18 protein-coding genes are annotated in these 24,542 nt (G+C 49.3%); 12 read left to right on the top strand and 6 right to left on the bottom strand.

What is annotated here, in order from left to right; genetic code table 11:
* The first annotated feature begins 291 nt into the window (after positions 1-291).
* From EIM92_RS05900 to EIM92_RS05915, 4 genes are all read left to right on the top strand, one after another.
* Positions 292-1,749 (top strand): catalase, encoded by a 1,458-nt coding sequence (locus EIM92_RS05900; RefSeq protein WP_211344430.1) that lies wholly within the window; start codon positions 292-294, stop codon positions 1,747-1,749.
* A 279-nt stretch (positions 1,750-2,028) separates the two neighbouring features.
* Positions 2,029-2,820: an ABC transporter ATP-binding protein gene (locus EIM92_RS05905; protein ID WP_125081891.1), complete on the top strand. Its 792-nt coding sequence runs from the start codon at positions 2,029-2,031 to the stop codon at positions 2,818-2,820.
* 3 nt (positions 2,821-2,823) lie between these two features.
* Positions 2,824-4,479, top strand: coding sequence for a hypothetical protein (locus EIM92_RS05910; protein ID WP_125081892.1), 1,656 nt, complete (start codon positions 2,824-2,826; stop codon positions 4,477-4,479).
* 15 nt (positions 4,480-4,494) lie between these two features.
* Positions 4,495-4,881 carry a nitrous oxide-stimulated promoter family protein gene (locus EIM92_RS05915; RefSeq protein ID WP_125081893.1) on the top strand — a complete coding sequence of 129 codons (387 nt, stop codon included), beginning with the start codon at positions 4,495-4,497 and terminating at the stop codon, positions 4,879-4,881.
* Between the two features lie 88 nt (positions 4,882-4,969).
* Here EIM92_RS05915 and EIM92_RS05920 read toward each other — a convergent pair whose 3' ends face one another.
* Entirely contained in the window at positions 4,970-7,195 is a 2,226-nt protein-coding gene (locus EIM92_RS05920) for a copper amine oxidase N-terminal domain-containing protein (RefSeq protein WP_246021214.1), read from the bottom strand.
* Positions 7,196-7,560: 365 nt separating this feature from the next.
* On the opposite strand from EIM92_RS05920, the gene EIM92_RS05925 reads away from it, so the two are divergent.
* Genes EIM92_RS05925 through cydC form a run of 4 tightly spaced genes read left to right on the top strand, consistent with a single transcriptional unit; the run spans position 7,561 to position 13,571 of the window.
* Entirely contained in the window at positions 7,561-8,967 is a 1,407-nt protein-coding gene (locus tag EIM92_RS05925; RefSeq protein ID WP_125081895.1) for a cytochrome ubiquinol oxidase subunit I, read from the top strand.
* Positions 8,954-9,970: a cytochrome d ubiquinol oxidase subunit II gene (cydB, locus tag EIM92_RS05930; RefSeq protein ID WP_125081896.1), complete on the top strand. Its 1,017-nt coding sequence runs from the start codon at positions 8,954-8,956 to the stop codon at positions 9,968-9,970. The genes EIM92_RS05925 and cydB overlap by 14 nt, the downstream gene beginning before the upstream one ends.
* Positions 9,970-11,706 carry a thiol reductant ABC exporter subunit CydD gene (gene cydD / locus EIM92_RS05935; RefSeq protein WP_125081897.1) on the top strand — a complete coding sequence of 579 codons (1,737 nt, stop codon included), beginning with the start codon at positions 9,970-9,972 and terminating at the stop codon, positions 11,704-11,706. Before cydB ends, cydD begins: the two co-directional genes overlap by 1 nt.
* Positions 11,707-11,708: 2 nt before the next feature.
* The gene (gene cydC, locus EIM92_RS05940; RefSeq protein ID WP_125085024.1) at positions 11,709-13,571 is read left to right on the top strand and encodes a thiol reductant ABC exporter subunit CydC; all 1,863 of its coding nucleotides are present in this window, start codon (positions 11,709-11,711) and stop codon (positions 13,569-13,571) included.
* A gap of 106 nt (positions 13,572-13,677) precedes the next feature.
* Here cydC and EIM92_RS05945 read toward each other — a convergent pair whose 3' ends face one another.
* Positions 13,678-16,791, bottom strand: a complete 3,114-nt coding sequence (locus EIM92_RS05945) for a cellulose binding domain-containing protein (RefSeq protein ID WP_125081898.1) — start codon at positions 16,789-16,791, stop codon at positions 13,678-13,680.
* A 352-nt stretch (positions 16,792-17,143) separates the two neighbouring features.
* Here EIM92_RS05945 and gltC point away from each other — a divergent pair, with 352 nt between their 5' ends.
* Positions 17,144-18,040 (top strand): glutamate biosynthesis transcriptional regulator GltC, encoded by an 897-nt coding sequence (gene gltC, locus EIM92_RS05950; RefSeq protein WP_125081899.1) that lies wholly within the window; start codon positions 17,144-17,146, stop codon positions 18,038-18,040.
* 108 nt (positions 18,041-18,148) lie between these two features.
* Here the strand turns inward: gltC and gdhA are convergent, their stop codons facing one another.
* A complete protein-coding gene (gene gdhA, locus EIM92_RS05955) occupies positions 18,149-19,531 on the bottom strand; it encodes an NADP-specific glutamate dehydrogenase (protein WP_125081900.1) in 1,383 nt (460 codons plus the stop codon).
* A gap of 255 nt (positions 19,532-19,786) precedes the next feature.
* Positions 19,787-20,431 (bottom strand): nitroreductase family protein, encoded by a 645-nt coding sequence (locus EIM92_RS05960; RefSeq protein WP_246021215.1) that lies wholly within the window; start codon positions 20,429-20,431, stop codon positions 19,787-19,789.
* A gap of 273 nt (positions 20,432-20,704) precedes the next feature.
* On the opposite strand from EIM92_RS05960, the gene EIM92_RS05965 reads away from it, so the two are divergent.
* Positions 20,705-21,679 (top strand): Gfo/Idh/MocA family protein, encoded by a 975-nt coding sequence (locus EIM92_RS05965; RefSeq protein ID WP_125081902.1) that lies wholly within the window; start codon positions 20,705-20,707, stop codon positions 21,677-21,679.
* Positions 21,680-21,841: 162 nt separating this feature from the next.
* Entirely contained in the window at positions 21,842-22,258 is a 417-nt protein-coding gene (locus EIM92_RS05970; RefSeq protein ID WP_246021216.1) for an exosporium protein C, read from the top strand.
* Between the two features lie 154 nt (positions 22,259-22,412).
* On the opposite strand, the gene EIM92_RS05975 is transcribed toward EIM92_RS05970, so the two are convergent.
* A complete protein-coding gene (locus EIM92_RS05975) occupies positions 22,413-23,096 on the bottom strand; it encodes a CidB/LrgB family autolysis modulator (RefSeq protein WP_425464193.1) in 684 nt (227 codons plus the stop codon).
* On the bottom strand, positions 23,096-23,476 hold the full coding sequence (locus EIM92_RS05980) for a CidA/LrgA family holin-like protein (protein WP_125081904.1): 381 nt from the start codon (positions 23,474-23,476) through the stop codon (positions 23,096-23,098). The genes EIM92_RS05975 and EIM92_RS05980 overlap by 1 nt, the downstream gene beginning before the upstream one ends.
* Positions 23,477-23,614: 138 nt before the next feature.
* On the opposite strand from EIM92_RS05980, the gene cidR reads away from it, so the two are divergent.
* The gene (cidR, locus tag EIM92_RS05985) at positions 23,615-24,505 is read left to right on the top strand and encodes a cidABC operon transcriptional activator CidR (RefSeq protein ID WP_125081905.1); all 891 of its coding nucleotides are present in this window, start codon (positions 23,615-23,617) and stop codon (positions 24,503-24,505) included.
* Positions 24,506-24,542: the final 37 nt, after the last annotated feature.

The raw sequence follows: 24,542 nt of genomic DNA on the forward strand, positions 1-24,542 counted from the left end.
ACTGCATCCAACTACATCTATCTACATCTATTCATACCTATCCACATCCAATCCATATCCAATCCTTCCTTGCTTAACCCAACCCAATCGAAATCTGTTCAAAAAGGATCGCGAAAAGCACCTATATAATGGCAATGAAGAGATGATGAAGATTTCGCTTCATTTTCACATGGTTTCTTCATAGATCCCTCATTTGGACTTCATGCAAGCGGGTATCAGAACATGGTAATATCTATTACAGAACTTAGATTAAGTCTAAATATAACCGCATAGCGCGAAAGGATGATATAGATGATGAATTGGATGACAACGAACCAAGGTGCTCCGGTAGGAGACAATCAAAATTCAAGAACGGCTGGGCAGAACGGGCCTGCACTGCTGGAGGATTATCATTTACTAGAGAAGTTGGCCCATTTCGACAGGGAGCGTATTCCAGAACGGGTCGTTCACGCTCGGGGGGCTGGAGCACATGGAGTATTCGTGACGGAGAGCAGCATGGCGCCGTATACGCGGGCTCATTTCCTGCAAGAGGCTGGCAAAGAAACGCCGGTGTTCGTTCGCTTCTCGACGGTCATCCATGGGACGGGATCTCCGGAGACTGCACGTGATCCAAGGGGATTTGCAGTGAAGTTCTATACTGAGGAAGGGAACTACGATCTCGTAGGCAACCATATTCCTGTATTTTTCATTCGCGATGCCATCAAATTTCCGGACATGGTTCACTCCTTGAAGCCGTCGCCGGCCACCAACGTTCAGGAGCCTGCCCGGTATTGGGATTTCATGACACTATCTACCGAGTCCACGCATATGATGACCTGGCTCTTTTCTGATAACGGGACACCCGCCAACTACCGTCAAATGGATGGATTTGGCGTGCATGCTTTCAAATGGGTAAATGCCGCAGGCAAAGTTACTTACGTTAAATACACATGGAAGTCGAAGCAAGGTGTCGTTACTCTGACGGCGGATGAGGCAAAAGAAGTGCAGGGAGGCGATTTCAACCATGCTACGCGCGATCTTTACGATCATATTCAGCAGGGCAAGTTCCCGGAGTGGGAGCTGCATGTGCAGCTGATGCCTGTGGAAGACCTGGATCGCTGGGGATTTGATCCGCTTGATCCCACTAAAGTATGGCCGGAAGACAGCTATCCGCTGGTGAAGGTCGGCACGATGACGCTGAACCGGAATCCCGACAACTTTTTCGCCGAGGTCGAGCAGTCTGCATTCTCGCCAAGTGCGCTTGTTCCAGGCATTGAGCCGTCTGAGGATAAGCTGCTGCAAGGCAGATTGTTCTCCTATCCGGATACCCAGCGCTACCGCTTAGGGGCAAACTATCTGCAAATTCCAGTCAACTGCCCGTATGCGCCGGTGCGCAATCACCAAAGAGACGGCCTTATGAACGTGAAGCAAGACTCTTCTCCGATCAATTATGAGCCGAACAGCTTCGATGACAGTCCGAAGGAGGTTCCTGCCTATCGCGACAGCGTGATGCCATTATCTGGGCAGGCGGGCCGTGAGCGTATCGCCAAGACGGATGATTTCACACAGGCCGGGGAATTGTACCGCAGCTTTACGGCGGAAGAGAAGAACAATCTGATTCAAAACCTGGTGAACGATTTGAGTCAGACACCGGAACAAACCCAGCTTCGAGCGGTGTGCAACTTCTTCCGTGCAGACGCAGAATACGGCATGCGGGTAGCACAGGGACTCGGCGTAGATATTAGTGGTTTTATGCCGAAAAATTCATAATTTAAACTATAGAGATTGACTCCAAGCTTAGAATAGCCGGGGGTCAGTCTTTTTTAGTTTGGTGCCGGTATACCGATCCGGTATGAACATTACGCTAACGATGCGAAGTTATATTGAGAAAATCTTACTTATACCGGATAATATCTATGAAAGTGTGAAATTTTGCTCAAGTATGACGCGGTATACAATGATACGATACACAAAAGAAGTGGTCATTGGTTTGAAATCACCTGGACAGTCAGCATATTAGCATATTAGTTTCGAGGAAAAGAGGCGAAGATGTTGAATGAACGAAAGGAACCTCTAATTTCGATCCGGGATTTGCGGATGAAATTCGAGGACAAGTATGTCCTGAACGGAATTGATCTGGAGGTCTATCCTGGACAAATTATTGGATATATCGGGCCGAACGGGGCAGGTAAGAGCACGACGGTGAAGATTATGCTCGGTTTGGTGGACGGCTATGATGGGGAAGTAAGCGTCCTGGGCCAAAGCCCAAAGGACGGGGACGTGGAATATAAACGCAGAATCGGTTATGTTCCTGAAATTGCTGAAATATACGACACGCTGACGGCGAGGGAATATGTAACGTTCATCGGGGAGCTATACGGGATGACTGCTCAGGATGCAGAGAACAAGGCCTTACGATTGCTGGAGCAATTCGGTCTTGGACATGCCGTGGATACGCGGATAGCAACGTATTCCAAAGGAATGAAGCAGAAGGTGTTAATCACGTCCAGCCTGCTGCATAATCCCGATATTTTGTTCCTGGACGAGCCTCTTAGCGGCTTGGACGCGAATAGCGTGATGGTTGTTAAAGAGCTGCTGTCGATCCTGGTGGCTAACGGCAAAACGATATTCTACTCCTCTCACATTATGGAGGTCGTCGAGAAGATCAGCAGCCGGATTATCCTGCTCGATGGCGGGCGGATTGTTGCCGACGGCACCTTCGAGGAGCTGAAGGATCGTAGTCAGGAGGGCTCGCTGGAGCAAATTTTCAACCAGCTTACAGGTTTTAATGAGCATAGAGCAATCGCTGAGCAGTTTGTAAGTATCGTCCAAGAGGTGTAACGGATGAAAAACTACAAATCATTGCTCGTATTGGATCGTTTTCGAGGCCTGTTTGAGAAAGCTGGTGTAGATTATGCCGTCATGCGGCGTATTTTGCAGGTGAAGCTGATGATGGATGCCCGGAGAGTACCTACCTTAATGAATAAAAATAAAGGCAGGAAATCCGCCGGTCGGCAGGAGACGAAGGACAGCAACAACTTCCTAGGTTCTTTGTGGATGTATAGCTTATTTGGCGCATTTAGTTCACCTTTTATCTTGCTGGGTGACAATTATATTTTTCAGATGAGCTTGCTCTTTGGCATCTTTATATTTATGACGCTGACCGCGCTTATCTCCGATTTCTCCTCTGTGCTGCTTGATATGCGGGATCGGAACATTCTGGGCACGAAGCCGATAGAGCGGAAAACGATTTCGATGGCGAAGACCGTTCACGTCTTCATCTACATGGTATTTCTGACGGGAGCCATCGGCATAATTCCGTTTGTAGTCGGTTTGCTGAAGCATGGCGTATTGTTTTCTTTGTTATTTTTGCTCACATTGATTTTAATGGATTTACTGGTCGTGGTGCTTACGGCGTTGTTGTACTTGGCCGTACTGCGGTTCTTTGATGGCGAGAAGCTGAAGGACATGATCAATTATGTACAGATCGGCTTTACGATTGTGATTACGATCGGCTATCAGCTGCTGATCCGACTGTTTGACGTCGTAAACCTCGATGTGATGTTCCAGCCGAAATGGTGGCAAGTCTTCGTTGTCCCGGTCTGGTTTGGGGCACCGTTCGAGGTGCTGCTGAAAGGCAGCCGCGACCCGTTATTTATCGGCTTTACGCTACTGGCTCTGTTAGTCCCCATTCTCGCGATACTCCTCTATATTAAATTGATGCCATCGCTGGAGGGAAATCTCCAGAAGCTGGCTGATCCTGGGGAGCGGAGCGACAAGAAGGGCAGAGACTGGAAGCGATTCATCTCAGGGCTGCTGCCCGTTGGTCCGCAGGAGAAGGCCTTTTTCCGCTTTGCCTGGACGATGATCGGCAATGAGCGTGAGTTTAAGCTGAAGGTATACCCATCTCTCGGATTCTCGCTCATCTTTCCGTTTATATTTATTTTTACGCAGTTACAACAAAGCGGCGTTCAAGGGTTGTCTGGAACGAAGCTGCATTTGTTTATTTATTTCTGTGCTTTATTCGTTCCAACAATTATTATGATGCTGCGCTATTCGGGAAAGCATAAGGCGGCCTGGATTTATCATACGGCTCCGATTGCTGAAGGGGCGGCCATCCATCGGGGAACGATTGTGGCGGGGCTGACCCGTCTCGTGCTCCCGCTTTATATGCTAGAGAGCCTTATTTTTACGTTACTATTTGGTGTGGATATTATTCTGGATCTGGTGGTGTTCGGCTTCGCTATCCTGCTGTATTCTGTCATTTCATTCGCTTATTTCTCCAAAGCGCTGCCTTTCTCTCAGCCCTTTGAGGCGGCCCAGCAAAGCGAGGGGATGCGGATGATCCCGCTCATGCTGTTGCTAGGCGTGTTAGGCGGGGTGCATTGGGCAGCTACCTTCGTTACCTATGGCGTATATATTTATTTGGCTATTTTGCTTATAAGTAACGGGATAACCTGGAAATATGTGTTTTCTACATCCGCAGTTAAATCGAAATAGGAGGCTTGTACGCGAATGACATCTGAAGCTAGAGCAGCAAGGTGCGAGGGGCCGAGAATCCGCCGTGAGAAGGTGACCGTTGCTCATATGATCTTGGTTTACTGTCGGGGGATGCATCCGGAAGCAGAGAAGCGCAACACTATAAGCGGCATTAGAAATACGTGTCCTCAGTTATGCGAAGATTGCTATACTTTGTACGAATATAGTCAAAAGCGATTGACCTATTGCCGCTTTGGCGAAGATAAGACGACCTGCGCAAACTGCCCGATTCACTGCTATGCTCCGCAGGAACGTGAGAAAATCAAGCAGGTAATGCGCTATGCCGGAGCGCGAATGCTATTAAGGCACCCTTGGCTCGCTTTTCGCCATATGTTTGACGGCAGACAGCGCAGCAGTAGTTAGCTATTATTTGTAAATACCCATAAAACAGCCACCCCATTGTGCAGCAGTGCTGCCTGGGGTGGCTGTTGGTTTGTACACGATCCTTGCATCATTGCTGCTTAATCTTAGGAAGAGGCATGAACAAAATAGAAAATGGCAGATTGCTTCCTGCGGACGGCGTCGTCCAAATTTCTACGATTTCCTCAGAGTCGCCTGTGCGATGCAGCACGCTGGTCTGTCCGGAAACATTGTCTTTGCCCGTATGGGAGAAGCTGACGAGATTTCCATTGACCAGAGCAGCTCCCATATAAAGACCCCCGCGTGGGTTGAATGTAATGAGGGTACGTGGAGCGACGCGCAGCTTGAGTTTGTAGATCACTCCGTAGTTCCCTGCGTTGACGCTGGATATTTCAAGCGGCGTATCGACTCCGATTTGGAACGGATCGGCAGCGTTGTCCGTCAGGGACAAACGGTAATTTTTATTACCGCCGATCGTGTTGTAATGCTCAAATATCCGCGTGGAGTCTGTGAATGTTCCGCGCATGACCGATTGAATCGGATCGAGAACAGGAAGAGTGTCGACGACCTCTAATGGATCTTGGCCGTCTTTTACGAAGACGCTTGTATATTCGATCGGTGAATCGCTATACAGGTCGCCTAAGAAGGAGATTGTCTCCTCCGGCTTCATCGCGATTTTATGCATATCCTCGAAAATGATTTTACTTTCGCCAGGCTCCAGGCTAATCGTTTTCTTCTTGCTGTCGTTCTGGTAATTCTCGAAGTAACGCGCTACGGACTTTGTACCGGTAATTTCAGCATAGACGTCCGGGCCAGCCATGCCTGTGGTGATGATTTCAAGATTGGCCGGAATCTCATTGATATTTTTGGCAATAATATAGACTTTGCCTTTCTCATTGGTCTTGTTGACGTGGTGAGTCATGAAGCGGGTAAGACCAGTGATCGTGTCTCTATACAGCACGCCTTCGGTTGACACAGGCTCAGGGCCGTTATCTTTGAACAGCGTATACGGCTCTGTTGAATACGTGTAGGGTAGCCTTTCGTATCCCAAAGCCTCACCGCCGTTAATCATAAAGTTGCTGCCGACCGGAGTAAATAGCCTGGAGAACTCATCATACGTATACAGAGTCTCCGTCGTGATGTTGATTGTATGCTCCACCTTCGCGGAGGCACCGTCCTGGTCGGTGACGATCAGTTGGATCGTTACCGGCCCCGGCGTGAAGAATGCCGGATAGTTGTTCATCCACTGACGATCGACGATCTCTCCATCTTCGTCATAGCTTAGGTCGGTAATCGTGATCGGCTCGCCCATTTTGTATTCCGCCTTGTCCGTCTTGAACTCGGCCACAGGAGGAATATTTGGATTGACGACGACAATTGTCTGGATATACGGATCGCTCCACTCTCCATTGGCATCCTGGACGGCGTAGGAGACCGTATAGATTCCTGCGGCTTCGAAGATGTCCTGGCGGCCTTCCCACTTCTCATCGACGATTTGTACGCCTCTCGGAGAAGAGGATTTCGTTTGGTAGATCACAGTCGTCTCGCCGGCGATGATTTTGTTGTTCAGTACAGTGAAGGAGGCGACTGGTTTGGTGGACAACTGCATAATGACCTTCTTGTCTTCCACTTTATACGAAATGTTGAGGGCTTGTGTGATGGAAGTGAGCGGCACCATGAATACGTTATTATCCTGGTAGCTGGCGCCCTTCATCGTCATGGTCTCCCCGTTGACTTTGTAAGTCTTGCTATCGGTCAAAAAGCGCAGCTCATCTTCGCCGTATTTGATGATCGTTTCTTTTGTGCTTGAGTCATAGGCTATTTCATAGCCAACACGATCTACCAAGGAGCGGATGCTGACATAGGATACGCCGTCCTTTACCGTCATGGGCTGAGTGGAGGTGTAGACCTGGCCATCGTGCTCCATGCGTGTACTGTTCATATGAAGGATTAGCTGACCTCCTCCAATTGAAGGGGCAGCCGCATTATCGCCATCTTCACCAGATGGATCGGTTGTGTCTGTATTTTCCGCAGGTTCCTCTGGCGTCAGGGGAACGTCCGGAGCTTGCGAATCCGTTGCCGTTGTGTCTGTGTCACCGGGTACTGTTGGAATTGCCGGGGGTTCGGTTGTGGTTTCCTTTGTGTCCACAGATCCGGCAGCTACCGTATTCGTGGATGTATGTACCTGGTGATCTTGCAGGCTCTCCTCATGGACGACTGAACCGGAAACAGGCGATTGCGCCAGGACGGCAGGTACAGCCAGTACGGTCTGCGAAACGAGGAGTGCGGTAACTAGGGAAATGCTTTTCAATTTCATCTTGATAAAATGACTCCTTCTATAAAAATATTTGAGCTATGAGTACGTAGCGGTTTCCAGCTTCCTGTACCTCATGTTTAGACGCTACATAGAGAGGAAAAGTTACGGTCACTAGTAAAAGATACTAGCTGACATCTTCTTATTAAGATAGTCAGCGGAAGCAACAGCGACTCATTCACAATATCTCCACAAATGCAAGTGCCGTGAAAAACATTGATTCGATGCGGTTTTTCAGGATTGTTAACAATACTGACACAGGATTATGTGATTCTTGTCACAAAACGATTACTTTTTACACGTTTGTTTTCATAAATCCGTGATAGAATTCACAATAGTTAAACAAAAGATGAAAGAAGGGTGTATTTATGGATCCGGTAATGCTTGCACGTATCCAATTCGCGGCAACAACAATATTTCACTTCTTCTTTGTGCCGCTCTCCATAGGTCTGGTGTTACTCATCGCGATCATGGAAACAATGTATGTAAGGAAGGGGAAAGAAATTTATAAGCGCATGGCCAAGTTTTGGGGTAAATTATTCCTCATTAACTTTGCTGTGGGGGTCGTAACCGGTATTTTGCAGGAATTTCAGTTCGGCATGAACTGGTCGGACTACTCGCGCTTTGTAGGCGACGTCTTCGGTGCACCGCTTGCGGTTGAAGCGTTATTCGCCTTTTTCATGGAATCGACATTTATTGGGTTGTGGATTTTCGGATGGGATCGACTGTCCAAAAGAGTACATTTGCTCAGCATTTGGCTCGTTTCCATCGGTACGATTGCTTCAGCCTTTTGGATATTGGCGGCAAACTCGTTTATGCAGCGTCCTGTCGGATTTGAGATCAATAACGGCCGGGCGGAAATGAATGACTTTTTCGCATTGATCAGCAATGGTCAGCTATGGGTAGAATTCCCGCACACGGTGCTTGGCGCATTTGCCACAGGGGCGTTCATGATTACTGGTATTAGTGCTTACAAACTGATGAAGCGCCAGGATGTGGATTTCTTCAAAAAATCCTTCACTATTGCCATTGTCGTCGGCTTAGTCGCCTCGTTAGGTACGGCTCTGTATGGGCATCAGCAGGCGCAGTATTTGGTGGAAACCCAGCCGATGAAGATGGCTGCCGCCGAAGGCTTATGGGGCAAGAGCGGCGACCCGGCGCCTTGGACGGTGTATGCGCATATCGATCCGAAGACTGGAGAGAACTCGTTTGAGATTAAAATCCCTTATTTGCTCAGTTTCTTGTCCTATAGCGAGTTCTCTGGTGAAGTTAAAGGGATGAATGAGCTACAGGCTGAATATGAGCAGACCTACGGTCCTGGAGATTATATTCCACCGGTTCGAACGACTTTCTGGAGCTTCCGGATTATGGTTGCTGCTGGATCTTTGATGATTGTATTAGGAATGTATGGTGCGTATTTGGCTTGGCGCAAAAAGCTGGAACGTCCGAATAAGTGGTATTACCGCATGATGATGTGGGCGATTTCCTTGCCGTTCATTGCGAATACGGCTGGCTGGATTATGACAGAAATCGGTCGGCAGCCTTGGACCGTATTTGGTTACATGCGGACAGAGGACAGTATATCGCCAAGCGTGACCGCTGGACAAATTCTCTTCTCGCTCATTGCGTTTACGGCAATTTATGCGGTACTAGCCGCAGTGATGGTTTATTTATTCGTTAAAGTGATTAAGAAAGGCCCTTATGCCGAGAATACAAGTGATGATGAGCAATCGGCAGATCCATATGGTAAGGAGGGATACCATGCTATCTCTTAATGAGCTCTGGTTTATCCTCGTTGCAATTTTATTCATCGGCTTCTTCTTCCTTGAGGGATTTGACTTCGGGGTAGGGATGAGCACTCGCTTTCTAGCTAAAAACGATATGGAGAGAAGGGTGTTAATCAATTCGATCGGCCCCTTCTGGGATGCTAACGAAGTGTGGCTGTTAACAGCAGGCGGTGCAATGTTCGCGGCCTTCCCGAACTGGTATGCGACGATGTTCAGCGGTTATTATACCCCGCTTGTCGTGCTGCTGCTTGCTTTGATCGGACGCGGGGTTGCGTTTGAGTTCCGGGGCAAAGTGGAAAATACGCGCTGGAAAAGTACCTGGGATCTTGCCATTTTCCTGGGCAGCCTGCTGCCTCCGTTTCTGCTGGGCGTAGTCTTTTCCGGTATGCTCAAAGGGCTGCCGATTGACGGCGACATGGAAATGAAGGCAGGGCTGTTCGATATGGTCAACCTGTACACGCTTGTTGGCGGGATTACCGTCGTCGTGCTATGCCTCGTTCACGGTCTGCTATTTACGTCCTTGCGGACGACGGGCAGCCTGCGTGACCGAGCTCGCAAGCTGGCGCATAAGCTGTTGATTCCACTAGCCGCATTGTTTGTCGTATTCGGAGTAATGACGTTCTTCCAGACGGATGCGTTTGAAGTTCGTGCTCTGCCGCTGACGTTGATCGCGGTGGTTGGCCTTGGTGCATTCCTGCTTGCCGGCTGGTTCATTGTCAAACAGAGAGACGGCTGGGCATTTGGAATGACGGGTACCTTGATTGCACTTTCCATTGCTTCCGTGTTCATTAGTTTGTTCCCGCGTGTCATGGTTAGCTCAATCAGTGAAGCGTACTCGCTTACGATTCACAACGCAGCGTCTGGTCCATATTCATTAAAGATCATGACGATCGCTGCTTTGACTCTATTGCCATTTGTACTTGGTTACCAAATTTGGAGTTACTTTGTCTTCCATAAACGCATTAACGAGAAGGAGCATTTAGAGTACTAATGGGACGCGATTTAATGAAGTATAAGGGAATAAAGCCGGTTCTTGCCGGAATTGGCGTTCTGACCCTCATTCAGAGCATCGCTATCATATTGCAGGCCAAATGGCTGGCGGAGGTTATCTCCGCCCTGTTTGCCGGCGCTAAGCTGCAGGAGCAATTCGGCGGGGCCGTTTTGTTCCTGCTTGCTTTTATCGTCAGGCAAATATCTGCGCTGCTCCAGCAGAGGATCGCCTATCGGTTCGCAGAACAGACAGGCAAAGAGCTGCGCAAACAGGTGATGGAAAAGCTGTTTGAGCTTGGCCCCCGCTTTGCAAAAAGAGAGGGGACCGGCAACTTGGTTACGCTTGTATTGGATGGTGTAACGAAGTTCCGCAACTATTTGGAGCTGTTCCTGCCCCGTATGCTAGCAACCGGGCTAACGCCGATGCTCATTCTATTGTATGTATTTACGCTAGACATTACGGCAGCCGTCATTTTAATTCTCACGCTGCCGATTTTGATCATTTTTTTGATACTAGTTGGTCTCGCCGCACGTAAGCAAATGGATCGCCAATGGAAATCCTACCGCACGTTGTCCAATCATTTTGTAGATTCCCTGCGCGGACTGGAAACCTTGAAATTTCTCGGGCACAGCCGGAGTCATAGCGAATCAATCGAAAGGGTAAGCGACTCCTACCGATCAGCGACAATGCGGACGCTTCGTGTCGCATTTCTGTCTTCATTTTCCCTTGATTTCTTCACGATGCTGTCGGTCGCTTCGGTAGCGGTTAGTCTGGGACTGCGTTTGATTGATGGAAATATGACGCTTCTGACGGGGCTGACGATTCTCATTTTGGCACCGGAGTACTTTCTTCCTGTTCGGATGGTGGGAGCCGATTATCATGCGACCCTAGACGGCAAGGAAGCCGGCGAAGCGATGAATGCAATTATTGCGGAAGGGGAGGCGGAGAGGGCTGCAATGGCCAGCCTGCCTGAAGGGATAGCATTGGATTGGCGTCCCGATAGTGTCATGAAGCTGTCTTCGCTGACGGTGCAGTATGAGGAGGAAGGCCAGCCCTCGCTGGATCAAGTCGGGCTTGAGCTCAGCGGTTTTGGCAAAATCGGTATTATCGGGGAGAGTGGCGCAGGGAAGTCCACGCTGATCGATGTGCTTGGAGGATTTCTGCGCCCGACGGAGGGCGAGATCGAGCTGGGGCGCGCAAGGCTCGGCGATTTGACCAGCCCGGAATGGAGAAGGCAGATTACTTATATTCCGCAAAATCCATATATTTTTAGCGGATCGCTTGCGGATAACATTGCGTTCTATTCGCCGGACGCTTCCCGTGCGGAGATCGAGCAGGCTGCTGAGGATGCGGGTCTCGGCGCTTTGGCAGATTCGCTGCCAAAGGGATATGATGAGCCCATCGGTGGCGGTGGCCGTCCATTGAGCGGCGGTCAGGAACAGCGCGTAGCGCTGGCCCGCGCTTTGCTCAGCCGTCGGCCGATCTTGCTGCTGGACGAGCCGACGGCTCATTTGGATATCGAGACGGAGTATGAATTGAAGGCGACGATGCTGCCTTTGTTTGAGGGCAGGCTGGTGCTGCTTGCTACCCACCGTCTGCACTGGATGCGAGAAATGGATCGGATTATCGTCATGGAGCAGGGGCGAATTGTGGAGACGGGCAATCATGATGAGTTGATTGCGAGAAAGGGAGCCTATTATCAGTTAATGACATCTCAGCGGGAGGGGATATTGTGAGTGTGAAAGAGGACACTGCGAGATGGAATCGCCAAGAGAAAACGGCCTCGCAAGAGCAGTGGATTACTCCGTATTTCCGTGCCTATAGCGGACGCTTTTCCCTGTATTTGATCTTGGGTACGCTGACGATATTAGCGGCAAGCATGCTGATGTTCACCTCAGGCTTCCTCATTTCCAAATCATCTTTGCAGCCGTATAACATATTGCTTGTATATGTGCCTATTGTCGGCATCCGTGCATTTGGGATTGGCCGGGCGGTCATACACTATGTAGAACGGCTGGTTGGACATGATGCAGTACTGCGAATTTTGTCCAAAATGCGGGTGCGTCTATACAACATATTGGAGCCTCAAGCGCTATTTATTCGCTCTCGTTACCGGACGGGGGATTTACTCGGCGTCCTGGCAGACGATATAGAGCAGCTGCAGAACGTATACATTCGGACCGTTTTTCCAAGTCTTGTCGCGGTGATCGTTTATGGGGTTATCGTCATTGCCTTGGGTCAGTTTGATTGGCTGTTTGCATTGCTGGTGGCAGGCTATATCTTCATACTTGTCGTGGTGCTGCCGTATATTTCGCTGATGCTGACTAGACGCACGAATGCAGAGGTGAAGCAGGAGCGGGGTCGATTGTATCAGAAGCTTACCGACGCAGTGATGGGCATCGGCGATTGGGTCATCAGTGGCAGACCCGCCGAATTTCTGGAGTCATACGAACATGACGAAGACACTGTAGCCCGAAAAGAGCGCAAGCTTCGCACCTGGGCAAGATGGAGAAGTTTGATCGGTCAACTCGTTGTTGGAATCGTCGTTATATCTATGATCTATTGGTCAGGCAGCCAAGCTGCTGCCGGACATATTGATCCCGTGTTAATCGCAGCCTTCGTGCTTGTCGTCTTTCCGCTGGCGGATGCATTCCTGCCCCTGTCCGAAGCCGTCGAGCGCACGCCGCAGTACCAGGAATCGCTAAGTCGATTGAATCGGATTATGGAGCCTGTATTGGGGCAGGAATCTCAGGGTTCGGTTATGGGCGGAAAGAAGGGGATGTCTGCGGAGTTGGCGATGAACGAACAGCGCCTAGCGGATGTGCTTACCGCCTCTCGTGCCCGGGATATTCACATAAAGCTGAGTAATGTCTCTTTCACATATGAAGCTAAGCATGCCATACAGAGTGGCGGTTCGTATTCCGTCTGTGATGTTTCTCTCGATATACCCCAGGGCAAGCGAGTCATGGTGATTGGCCGGAGCGGTGCGGGTAAGTCCACGCTGTTGAAGCTCATTCAGGGGGCGATTGCACCGACCGAGGGCAGTGTACTAATCAATGGCGTTCCGGCAGCGCACTTCGGGGATGACATCTCTAAAGTCATCTCAGTATTGAACCAAAGCCCGCACTTGTTCGATACAACCGTAGCGAATAATATCCGGCTTGGGCGTCAAGGTGCTTCGGAGGAGGAACTGCACCTGGCGGTACAGCAAGCGCAGCTTGACGCGCTGATCGCTACGCTGCCGGAGGGTCTAAGCACACCGATGCGCGAGACCGGGCAGCGCTTCTCCGGCGGAGAACGGCAGCGTGTGGCTCTGGCGCGCATCCTGCTTCAGGATGCGCCGGTGCTCGTCCTTGATGAGCCGACCGTAGGGCTTGACCCACGTACCGAGCGTGAGCTGCTGTCAACGATCTTCAGGTCGACAGCGGGCAAGACGCTCGTGTGGGTCACGCATCATTTGGTCGGAGCAGAGAAGATGGACGAGATTATCTTCATGGAGCATGGCACGATCCTTATGCGCGGCACGCATGAGGAACTGCTGGAGCGGGAGTCAAGGTATCGCAGCCTTTATGCGCTGGATCGCCCGGATGATATAGCTTAATAATATATAGAAAGAACCTCGCAAGATGGAGTGATCCCAGTCGTTAGTCCGACCTAACGATTGGGATCACAGTCCAAAGCGAGGTTCTTTGCTATGAAAATGCAGCTTAAGGCTCAATTCCCCATTGCAGTTCACCGGAGATGTAGCCGGTTACTCGTGGGGCATCTTGATATGATGTGGAGGTCGAATCAAAGGAGTAGTCGTCACTCTGCGAATAATCACTCCAGTCAGATTTGGAGATGCGGATTTGCAGGTCAATGCTCTGGCTGGCTGCTAGGCTGCCTGCTCCGCTTGTGAAGCCGATTTCCGCATAATAATCCGCTCCACTTATGGTTGCAGGCATCTTGACGAAGTTGCCTGTCACATTAGAGCTGCCTATCTGAGTCCAGTCGCAGAACAGACTTTGCGATTGCTCTCCATCGATGGTGTAGTAGTAACGCAGCTTAATATCGGAGAGGTTAATAGCCTGACTTCCAGTATTCGTCAGCTTAATTCGGGGACTGAGTGTGTTTGTCGTATTGCTTACCGCTTCATTATACATTTGCACCTTAATGCCTCCGGCAGGTGTTGGTACAGTCGAGTCCTGAATGTTGATGTTCAATACCGAATCAGCCCCGGCGCTGAACTGGAACGTCAAGCTTAGTTGACCGAGAGGCTGAGCGGCCAAGTAGCTGCTGAGGATCGTGATGTTGGAATCGGAGACTGTATAATCGCTGCCTTCCGTCAATGCCGCAGCTCCGTTGCGAATGGCGGTTAGTGTATTCCCATTCAACGTCAATGCGACGTTTACGTTGGCCTGATTGCCTACGTTTTTGTCAAAGGCAGCAGACGTGGGTGTGATCGAAGAGCTGGGGGTGGGCTCCTCTGGCCCCGGTTCTTCCGGTTCCGGCGGGTTTGTCAGTGCATCCCCATATACGATACCAAGTCCATTTGTTCCTATATATACCCGGCCGTAAATTCTGGGGTCACCGGTAATCGCCGAGTTTGTCGAAGCATATTGATGCTGATCGTCATTAATTCTGATCCAGTTAGCTCCCGCATCATTAGAGCGGAAAATCCCCCGAACGCCATCAATCTTGGCGCTGGTGTACAGCGCCATGTAGCTATGTCCGGGCGCTGCCTTGCCAAATCCGATCACGTTGGCCTCCTGAACGTTGGCAAGCTTTGTGAAGGAAGCTCCGGAGTCGATAGAATGCCACAGACCGTATTTGCCGCCCGTCGTGCTGCCTCCCGCGAGCCAGATATCGCCTTCGCTGCCGGGCACCGCTTTGAAGTCCAAATCTCCCTCCGCTGGAATTCCCGTAGCCGCCGTTTTTGTGAACGTAGCTCCGCCGTTAGTGCTCACATAGAAGTCGCCAGCTGACCAAGCGTAAAATTTATTGGAATTTACGCGGTCGGAAGCGACTTTTGCACCCTGGGGCACGCCAGTGCTGGCTGACCAGGAATTCCCGTTGTTGCTGGAGTAAAAGACGCCTACATCTGGAGTGCTCCATAGAATAGCGTTGCCATTTGCGGAAAGGGCCACCTTGCCTCCGCCTGCAGTTCCCGCGGGCTCGCCATTCCCGGCGTACCAGTTAGCTCCGCCGTCCCGGGAGAAACCGATGGATTTAGCGTTGGGATCTGCGGATTTGTCCGCTTGGCCTACGCGCACGATAAAGCTGGGGTCCAATTCGGCATAGTCCATATCCGTTGTGCTATTTGGATGTGTCATCATTTTTGCCGGGGGCTGGGTCAGATCATCGTGCTTAAAGCCCGTGACATCGAGCAGGCCACTGATCAAATGCGCGCCGGATGGCGGGCTGATCAGATCGGTGACTGCCGTCTCTTCAATGCCTTTGGCCATCACGCTAATGTTAACCTTGCCGCCGGTATCCCAGGCCGTAAGGTTATTGGTGCCATAAATCGTTGCCCCGGTTCCGTACATCATCCGGTCTGAATTGAACGGATCAATCTCAAGATCTCCAATCATCCAGCCGAGCTTAGGCGTAACTTCAGGCGGGGAAGGGTTGTTCTCAAAATCGAGCCAAGGCGCTCCGGAAATATCCTGCGTGTATCGGAACGTACGGTTTGGATATCCATCCCAATCCCAAATGCGGCTCCAGGTTGCACCGCCATCGGTACTGCGGAATAGAATCGCGTCCGGCCACCAGGAATTAAGCGTAGCGACGATAAGGGTATTCGGCTGCTGGGCGTCGACGGCCAGTCCGCCGTATCCGAAGTAATTATCGCTGCTGCTGGACGGAATCGGACTGATATTCGTCCAAGAATCTGTGACAGTGTCATATTTCCAAAGGTCGCCTTTCGTTCCATCATAAGGGCCTGCGCCGTCGCTATAAGGAATGTACAGCTGACCGTTTGAAGCCAAAACTCCGTGGTGCGGAAGATAGCCCGTCGGCTGACCGGGAACGGCAGACCATGTTGCACCGCCGTCTGTACTTCGGTATACGCTTTCATTTTTATCGGCTACGCCAACATAGATAGTTTGAGTTGCTTGTCCAGGCGAACCTGTCGAAGGATCGAAGGTAATCCAGGCCAGTCCGACGATGTCGCTCTGGTACTCATAATCGGGGTTCTCGACATAGGTCCCCGGGTTAGGAAAACTGGTTACCTTGCTCCAGGTTGCCCCGTAATCGGTGCTCTTCCATAATCCATTACCGCTGCGCGCTCCAAAATAAAGGATGTTATTCTTGTTAGGGTCGATGGCAAGCCGCTCACCCATTGAGCGTCCCGGCATGTTGCCGCCTACTTTGAAAGGCAGACTGGACACTTGCCAAGTGTCGCCTTTGTCCGTTGAGCGTAAAATGCTCCCATTATTCGGATCCCAGCTGTTCGTGTAGGTGCCGACGGCAAGGTACAGGCGATTTGGATCGACCGGATCGGTTGCCAAGGCATCGACGCCGGTCTTGCCCCATTCATCGATCCCTACCCAGTCCAGCAGTTGAATCCAGCTTTGATCCGCTTCGTTCCAGCGATAAGCACCGCCGATATCAGTTCTTGCATAAATCAAGTTCGGCTCTGTCTCATTAAAAATAATCCCTGGCACAAAGCCGCCTCCACCTCCTGTAACTACTTTGTTCCATTGGTAGTCTTCGCTTGCTGCTGCATGGGCATTACCTGCCCCCAGTAATCCTGCAAAGGCTGAGCCAGCTATAAGAATGGACAATAGTATTAGATGAAACTTTTTAAACGAAGTACTTCTGAAAATAGTTGTATGGGCCATTTTATAAACCTCCCTGCTCATGGAATGGATATTTTTTTTGCACACGTTAACATTTTGGCGATTGCAACGGTAATATTATGCTGGCTGTTAGGGGACACCTCCTTTTCCTAAGGAATCTACACGATGTGGTAGCTTTTCGGACTACGAGCTTGCATTCAATTCAGCTATGAAAAGTAGTGTGAATAATAGATTAGTAGGTTTATATTACCTTATAATTGGCAAATATTCAATTAATAGTATAATTAATTTTGAATCAAAAGTTGATTGTCTACCCTGCCTTTCTTTTGTTCTGTCTGCTTAACTTATATAATGGGGCTATACTTTATAGGAAAGCCGGAGGTGAAGCGGCGGAATGGAATTGAGGCAAATATTGTATTTCATTGAGGTTGCGAAGCTGGAGCATGTGACGGAGGCCTCTTATGCTCTTCACGTATCACAGTCCGCTGTTAGTAGACAAATTTTTAAACTGGAATCCGAGCTCGGTGTAGACTTATTCCTTCATGAGGGACGGAAGGTAAAGCTTACTCCGATCGGTAAGCTGTTTCTCGCTCATATGGAGCAGCTCGTCAAAGTGCTTGATAACGCGCGTCAGGAGATCAGTGAGTTTCTGGATCCGGAGCGGGGGACGGTGCGGATCGGCTTCCCCAGCAGCTTGGCGGCACAAATGATTCCGGGTGTTGTGTCGGCTTTTAGAGAGCAATACCCTGCTGTACATTTTCAGCTGCAGCACGGTTCCTATCGCGAACTGGTCGATTCGGTAATTAAGGGGGACATGAACCTGGCCATTATGGGCCCGGTGCCGAAGAATGAATCGCAAATTAAAGTGGAAGTGCTTTTTCGAGAAAAGTTTAAAGCGCTGCTTCCGTCCAAGCATAAATTAGCAGGACAGTCGTCGGTCAAGCTCAGTGATCTGAAGGATGATTTATTCGTGCTCTTCCCCGAAGGCTTCGTCCTGCGGGAAATTGTGGTGAATGCTTGCAGCGATCTTGGCTTTAAGCCGAAGGTAACATTTGAAGGGGACGATTTGGACGCGATTAAGGGGCTTGTCTCGGCTGGGCTTGGTCTGACGGTGCTGCCGGAAATTGCTCTTAGTGAATATCTTCCTGATTCCATCGTTGCCCTGCCGATCACCGAACCGCTGGTTACGCGCGATGTGGGAGTGATTATTCCGGCAAATCGGGATCTGCCGCCCACGGAGAAGTTATTTTATGATTTTCTCAAAGAGATGGCCCCCGGTTTTGGACTTTAGATACAGCCTTCATTATTGTAAAAAAAGAGCTGCCCCTGAAGTAGAAAATATACTTAGGAGCAGCTTTTTCATGATGGATTGGATCTATCTTAGTTGACCTGTCTATGTTTACACAACACCGTGAACGATCATTGTGTCAGCAACTTTAAGAAAGCCGGCAATGTTCGAGCCTACAAGAAGATTACCGGAATAACCATATTCCTCGGCGGCGTTGACGCTGTTTTTGTAAATGTTTTTCATGATGTCCTTCAGCTTTTTGTCTACCTTCTCAAACGACCAAGCGAGTCTGGCGCTGTTCTGAGCCATTTCCAGTGCAGATACCGCAACCCCGCCGGCGTTTGCCGCTTTGGCTGGCCCGAAGTAAACCCCATTGTTCAGATACACTTCGATAGCCTCCAATGTAGAAGGCATATTAGCACCCTCAGCTACATATTTCACGCCATTAGCGACGAGTAATTTCGCCGATTCCTCGTTTATTTCATTTTGGGTTGCACAAGGCAGGGCGATGTCGCAAGGGATGCTCCAAATGTTCTCGCAGCCTTCGACATAGATTGCAGTGGGATGATCGTTGACGTATTCTTTGATCCGTTTTCTCTCTACTTCCTTGATGCGCTTTACTGTAGCCAAATCGATTCCGTTCTCATCATAAATGTAGCCGTTGGAGTCGCTGCATGCTACAACTTTGGCGCCGAATTGCTGAGCCTTCTCAATGGCATAGATGGATACGTTACCGGAGCCGGATACAATGACCGTTTTTCCTTCCAGACGCTCCCCTTTGGTCTTCAGCATTTCTCTTGTGAAGTAGACAAGGCCATAGCCCGTTGCTTCGGTTCTTCCAAGGCTTCCACCGTACAGCAGGCCTTTTCCTGTAAGTACCCCGGCTTCGTTGCCGCCGACGAGACGTTTGTATTGTCCGAACATATAGCCGATTTCTCTAGCCCCTACACCAATGTCACCTGCAGGTACGTCCGTATCCGGCCCGACATATCTGGACAATTCGGTCATGAAGCTTTGCGTAAAGCGCATGATTTCGTTGTCGGATTTGCCTTTCGGGTCGAAGTCCGATCCACCCTTGCCGCCGCCAATCGGTAGTCCGGTCAGGGAGTTTTTGAAAATTTGCTCGAAGCCCAGGAACTTGATGATGCTGGCATTAACGGAAGGATGGAAACGAATGCCGCCTTTGTAAGGCCCGATGGCACTGTTGAACTGTACGCGGAAGCCGCGGTTCACCTGCACTTTACCATTGTCATCGACCCAAGGGATACGGAAAGTAATCAGCCGCTCGGGCTCTACGATTCTTTCTAGGATGGCATGATCCTGATATTTCGAATGTTTAGCAAAGACAGGAACGAGGGAGTCCAAAATTTCTTTGACGGCTTGATGAAATTCTGTCTCTCCTGGATTCCGCTTTTTGACCGTTTCATATACCTCATTGACATATTGTCTAGCCGTGTCCAGGTTACTGTTTGATTGTTGTTGCATGATAGCCATGGTTGCTCCACCTTTCAAACTAAAATAAAATTGTTCTCTTTTTCACGATTGGTCTGAATCAATTGTAATATGTATCTCTGTTCTGAACAAAACTTTATTGAGATGAACTTCATGCCGAACTGAGATCAACTCCAGGGTGCCGATTGGGCACTTCATTACTTTATTATATGAAAAGTGATATATTTTGAGTGAAAAAGATTGCCAAAATAGTGACAGGGATCTGCCAAAATAGCAGACCCCTGCAAAAATTATCTGTTATAAGCCGTTCCAATATGTAATTTCATCGACATGAAACCGAATGGACTGGCGTGCCGGCTTTGTGCCTTTACCGATCGCGATCAAAATAGTCGGTACAAGCGTCTCTGGGAGCTGGAGCGCTTCGGCGAATTTCTCTGCGTTGTAGCCCCCCATCGGCACGGTATCGTAGCCCTTCGCCTTGGCAGCGAGCATGAGCTGCATGGAAACGAGGCCTGCATCGAATAGATTAATCTGGTGCATCTGTTCCGGGGCCAATCCGCCATAGAGCTCCTGAATGCGCGTCATCATTCCTTCCTTGACCTCCGGAGGCATGTACCCGGCCTCCACAGTTCTGTTATAAATATCGTCCGCCCGTTTTAAAGATTCTAAATCTCCCAGTACAGCAATAATGGCTGAAGCCTCTAGCACATGCTGCTGATTGTTGGTGATTGGATGGATCTGTTTTTGAATTTCCTTATCATCGATGATCAGAAAGCGCCAAGGCTGCAGGTTGGAGGAAGAAGGGGCTGTCGTTGCCAATTCAATGATTTCTTTCAGTTCCTCGCGCGGAATTCGAATTGAGGGATCATAAGCCCGCACGGAATGCCTTTCTCGCATGACTGTATAAATATTGTTTAAATCAATCTTGTCCAGGCTGCTCAAATGGATTCAATCCTTTCTATTATTAAATATGGGATGTACGATCTCCAGGCTGTTCAGTATACTTACGTACCTCACGCAGCTCTCAGCACGCGGTGCATGGCCGCATGATGGCGGTAGGTCGAACCGAAGCATTAATATGCCTCGAAAATACACACTCACAGTATATATATCAACTGTTGTTTTTACAAGAACAGTTCCGACCTACTCTTGTACTTAAAAAGGAAAGCGGTTACGCTAAGTCTAATAGATTACGAACTAAGGGAGAGATCATGGATGACCTTGAAAGTTGGAATTGTTGGTACGGGCTGGTTCAGTAAGGTGCACGGAGATATCCTTGCTGAAGCCGAGGGAGTTCGAATAGCGGCTACTTGCGGGACAAGTATGGAGAAGGCCAATTCCCTGGCTTCTCGTTATTCTGGAGCGAGAGGCTTTGACCGTTTGACGGATATGCTGGATAGTGAGCAACTGGATGCGGTGTATTTATGTATACCACCGATGGCGCACGAGGGGATGGAGACGGAGCTGATAGCTCGGGGAATTCCTTTTCTCGTAGAAAAACCGCTTGGCGTTGATTTGGATGGGCCCAATAAGATCTTGGAGCAGCTTCGCCGCAACCCGGTCATCACATCGGTTGGATATCATTTCCGCTATAAGCAGTCGGCCTTGCAACTGAAGGAGCTCCTGAAGGGCCAGAAGATTGGAATGGCTTTAGGGACATGGATGGGGAGTATGCCTGGCGTCGGCTGGTGGAGAAAACAGGAGGGCTCTGGCGGACAATTTATTGAGCAGACGACGCATTTAGTAGATTTACTTCGTTACGTCGCTGGCGAGGTGGAGGAAGTTTACGCCGCCTATGCCAATAGAATTGTGCATGAGCAGCATGAGGGAGTCACTGTTTCAGATGTCGGCACGGTCACACTGAAGCTCTCCAGTGGAGCTATAGCTAACCTTTCAAACACCTGTGTTCTGCCGGATGCGGTAGGAGAAGTCGGCTTGAGCTTTTACACCGAGCAAGGCATACTGGCCTGGGATCCTGATCAGCTTGAAATAAAAAACAACGGCGTGTCCACGAGTTATTCCAGCACGGATAATCCTTATGTTGCCGAGACGGCAGCGTTTCTTCATGCGGTACGTACGGGGGATGCCTCCGGAATTCGATCCGACTATGCGGATGCCGTCCGTACACAGGCGGTTACCTGCGCTGCCCTTGAATCTTCGATTACTGGGCAAGCGGTGCGTGTCTTTTAGCCGATGCAAGAAGCATTATATTGGTGTGTAGGATATGGTCCTTCGAATTCTAGTTTATAGCTAATCTCTTAAAAATGAGCGAGTCCCCTAGTATACTCGTCCAATCTATTACTATCACCCTTTCATAGTATGAAGTAATCCTTGAAAGGAGTTGATAGAAATATGGCAGTTCTTCTTCAACATGTTACAAATGTTCCGACACCTATCACGAATGGAGCCGCGATTAACGTTCCGCAGACTCCGGCTGGTCAGGGTATCGCGCTCGTGCGGGTATCCATTCCTGCTAACGCCCCTGTAAATACGGTTGAATTGACGGCAACAGTGGGATTGCGGGGATTGACGGGAATTCCCCGGGTATTGTTCCGGATTTTCCGTGATGGTCAAGAAATCTATTATGCAACACAAGCCGTAGAAACGAACTTTGAGAATGTAAATCTTACGGCGTTAACGGCGGTAGATTCCAACGTAGCTCCTGGAGTACATGATTATATTTTATCTGTAGAACAGGTTGCCGCTGCTACGAATACGGCTAGAGTTGTTGGCCCGATCGTGTTTAGTGCGCTAGCAACCGCCCCGTAAATCTGCTTTATTATCTCTAGTGCCATACTTGTATAAGCTGGAAAAATAGGCTGAGAGCTTGCTCTCAGCCTATTTTCCTATAAAAAAGGAGCTTTGCTTGAAGCAAAGCCCATTCAATATATATATAAATTTGGAGGAATCCCTTAGATTAAGCTCATCCATAGAATAGCACTGTGATAAGCATAGGAGCTACGCCGAGTGTAAATAGAGCGGCGAGGATCATGGAAATACTGGATATCGTTCCGGTTAGGGAGCTGAATTCAAACGCTTTTGAAGTTCCTGTGCCATGAGCGCCTGTACCGAGCAGTACCCCGCGGGCAACCTCATTCTCAATTCGAAACCATTTGAGTACATACGGACCGATCACACTGCCGAGCAAGCCTGTGATGACAGCAAAGATCGCTGTAATATTGGGAACCCCGCCGATAGCCTGCGAGACGCTCATCGCAATTGGTGCTGTGATGGAACGGGGGATCAAACTGCTGACGAGCTGATGATCCAGACGCAACCATTCACCTAGCATAGCCGATGAAAACATGGCAACGGTCGATCCAGACAAGACGCTGATGATGATGACCGCCGCGTGCTTCTTAAGTACGTTGTAGTATTTGTACAAGGGTACAGCAAAAGCAATTGTAGCAGGCTGAAGCATATCACTTAGCCATTTTCCGCCAGAATTGTATGCCTCGTAAGGGACGTTCGTCCACATCAGGCCCGTCACTAGCACGAGGGGAGTTATCAATAACGGAGATAGGTAGACTCGGGGTCTAGCTTGATATAGTTTCTTGGAAACTCCGTAGAGCAGGAGAGTTAGCAAAAGCCAGAACAGACTGTTCATCATAAGGCCTTACTCTCCTTCCGATTCGTAATTTTTGAGGCAATAAGCCCCGAGCTTAGCATGACGATAAATGTACTGGCAATAACGACAACGAGAATGCGCACACCATCGCTCTCTAGCAGTGGAATATATTTCATGATGCCGACTGCAGAAGGAATAAAGAACAACAGTAGCTCGGCCAGAAGTAAATTGGCTCCCTTCTCGATCCAGGTCAGCTTGATCACATTCGTTTTGAGCAGTGCAAAAATAACGATAATGCCCAGGATGGAACCCGGGATAGGTAAATGAAGCAATTCTGCAAGCTGATTCATCGTAATGGAGATGAAGAACAGAAGGATGACCTGCAGTAAGCTCAAAGCAATCGTACGTAATTTAACCATAGTAGCAGGCTCCTTTCATCGTTGTTGATTTGTTAATGAAAATATTACATCATTTACTTTCATGAGTAAAATGAATATAAATAATGTATACTATTCCTAAAAGTTATGCATTGTAGCAGAGGGAGATGGGCTAGAGCTATGGATATTCGTCAGCTTCAATATTTAATCGAAGTTGCGCGCTTCAACAGCTTTACGAAAGCAGCAGATGCTTTATATATTACGCAACCTGCAATTAGCAAGGCGGTCAAATCGATGGAGGATGAACTCGGTGTTGTCTTGTTCGATCGGCTTGGTAAAAGAGTAGAATTGACTGATGCAGGTCAAATCATTGTTGGACAGGCTAAGCAGATCGTAGCTTCCTTCCACAATCTGACCTCGGAGCTGGATGATCTTCGCAATCTGAAGAAAGGTCACATTCGGATCGGTTTGCCACCGATGGTTGGCGCCAGCTTTTTTCCCAAGGTGATCGGACAATTTCATAAGAAGTATCCGGATATTACGATCCAGCTCTATGAGAACGGGGCCAAGAAGGTAGAATTGGAGGTCGCGGCCGGAACGCTGGAAGTAGGCGTGGCCGTACTGCCGACGACTCAGGAGGGATTAAGCATTTTTCCATTTGTGGAAGAAAAGCTGAATTTGATCGTGCATCCATCCCATCCGCTGGCCAAGCGGAAACAGGTCGAGCTGGCGGAGCTGGCCCAGGATGATTTTGTTTTGTTTCGGGAGGATTTTACGCTCCATGACCGGATTATAGGCGAGTGTGCACGGTTGGGATTTCAGCCACACGTCATTTATGAAAGCTCGCAGTGGGACTTGATTAGCGAGATGGTCGCCGTAGGACTGGGAATTACGCTCCTTCCAGAAACGATTTGCCGGGAGATTGATAATAAGCGGGTCAGAATAATCCCTCTGGTGAAGCCAATCATCCCGTGGAAGCTGGGTATTATCTGGCGGGATGACCGTTATATGTCGTTCGCTACTCGGGAGTGGATCGCATTTGCCAAGTCGGAGCTTGCCAAGACGTTATAAGAGCATGAGCGAGAGTTTGGGAGCAAGAGTGAAAGCG

The sequence above is a fragment of the Paenibacillus lentus genome (assembly GCF_003931855.1).
In the GTDB taxonomy this organism is placed as follows: domain Bacteria; phylum Bacillota; class Bacilli; order Paenibacillales; family Paenibacillaceae; genus Fontibacillus; species Fontibacillus lentus.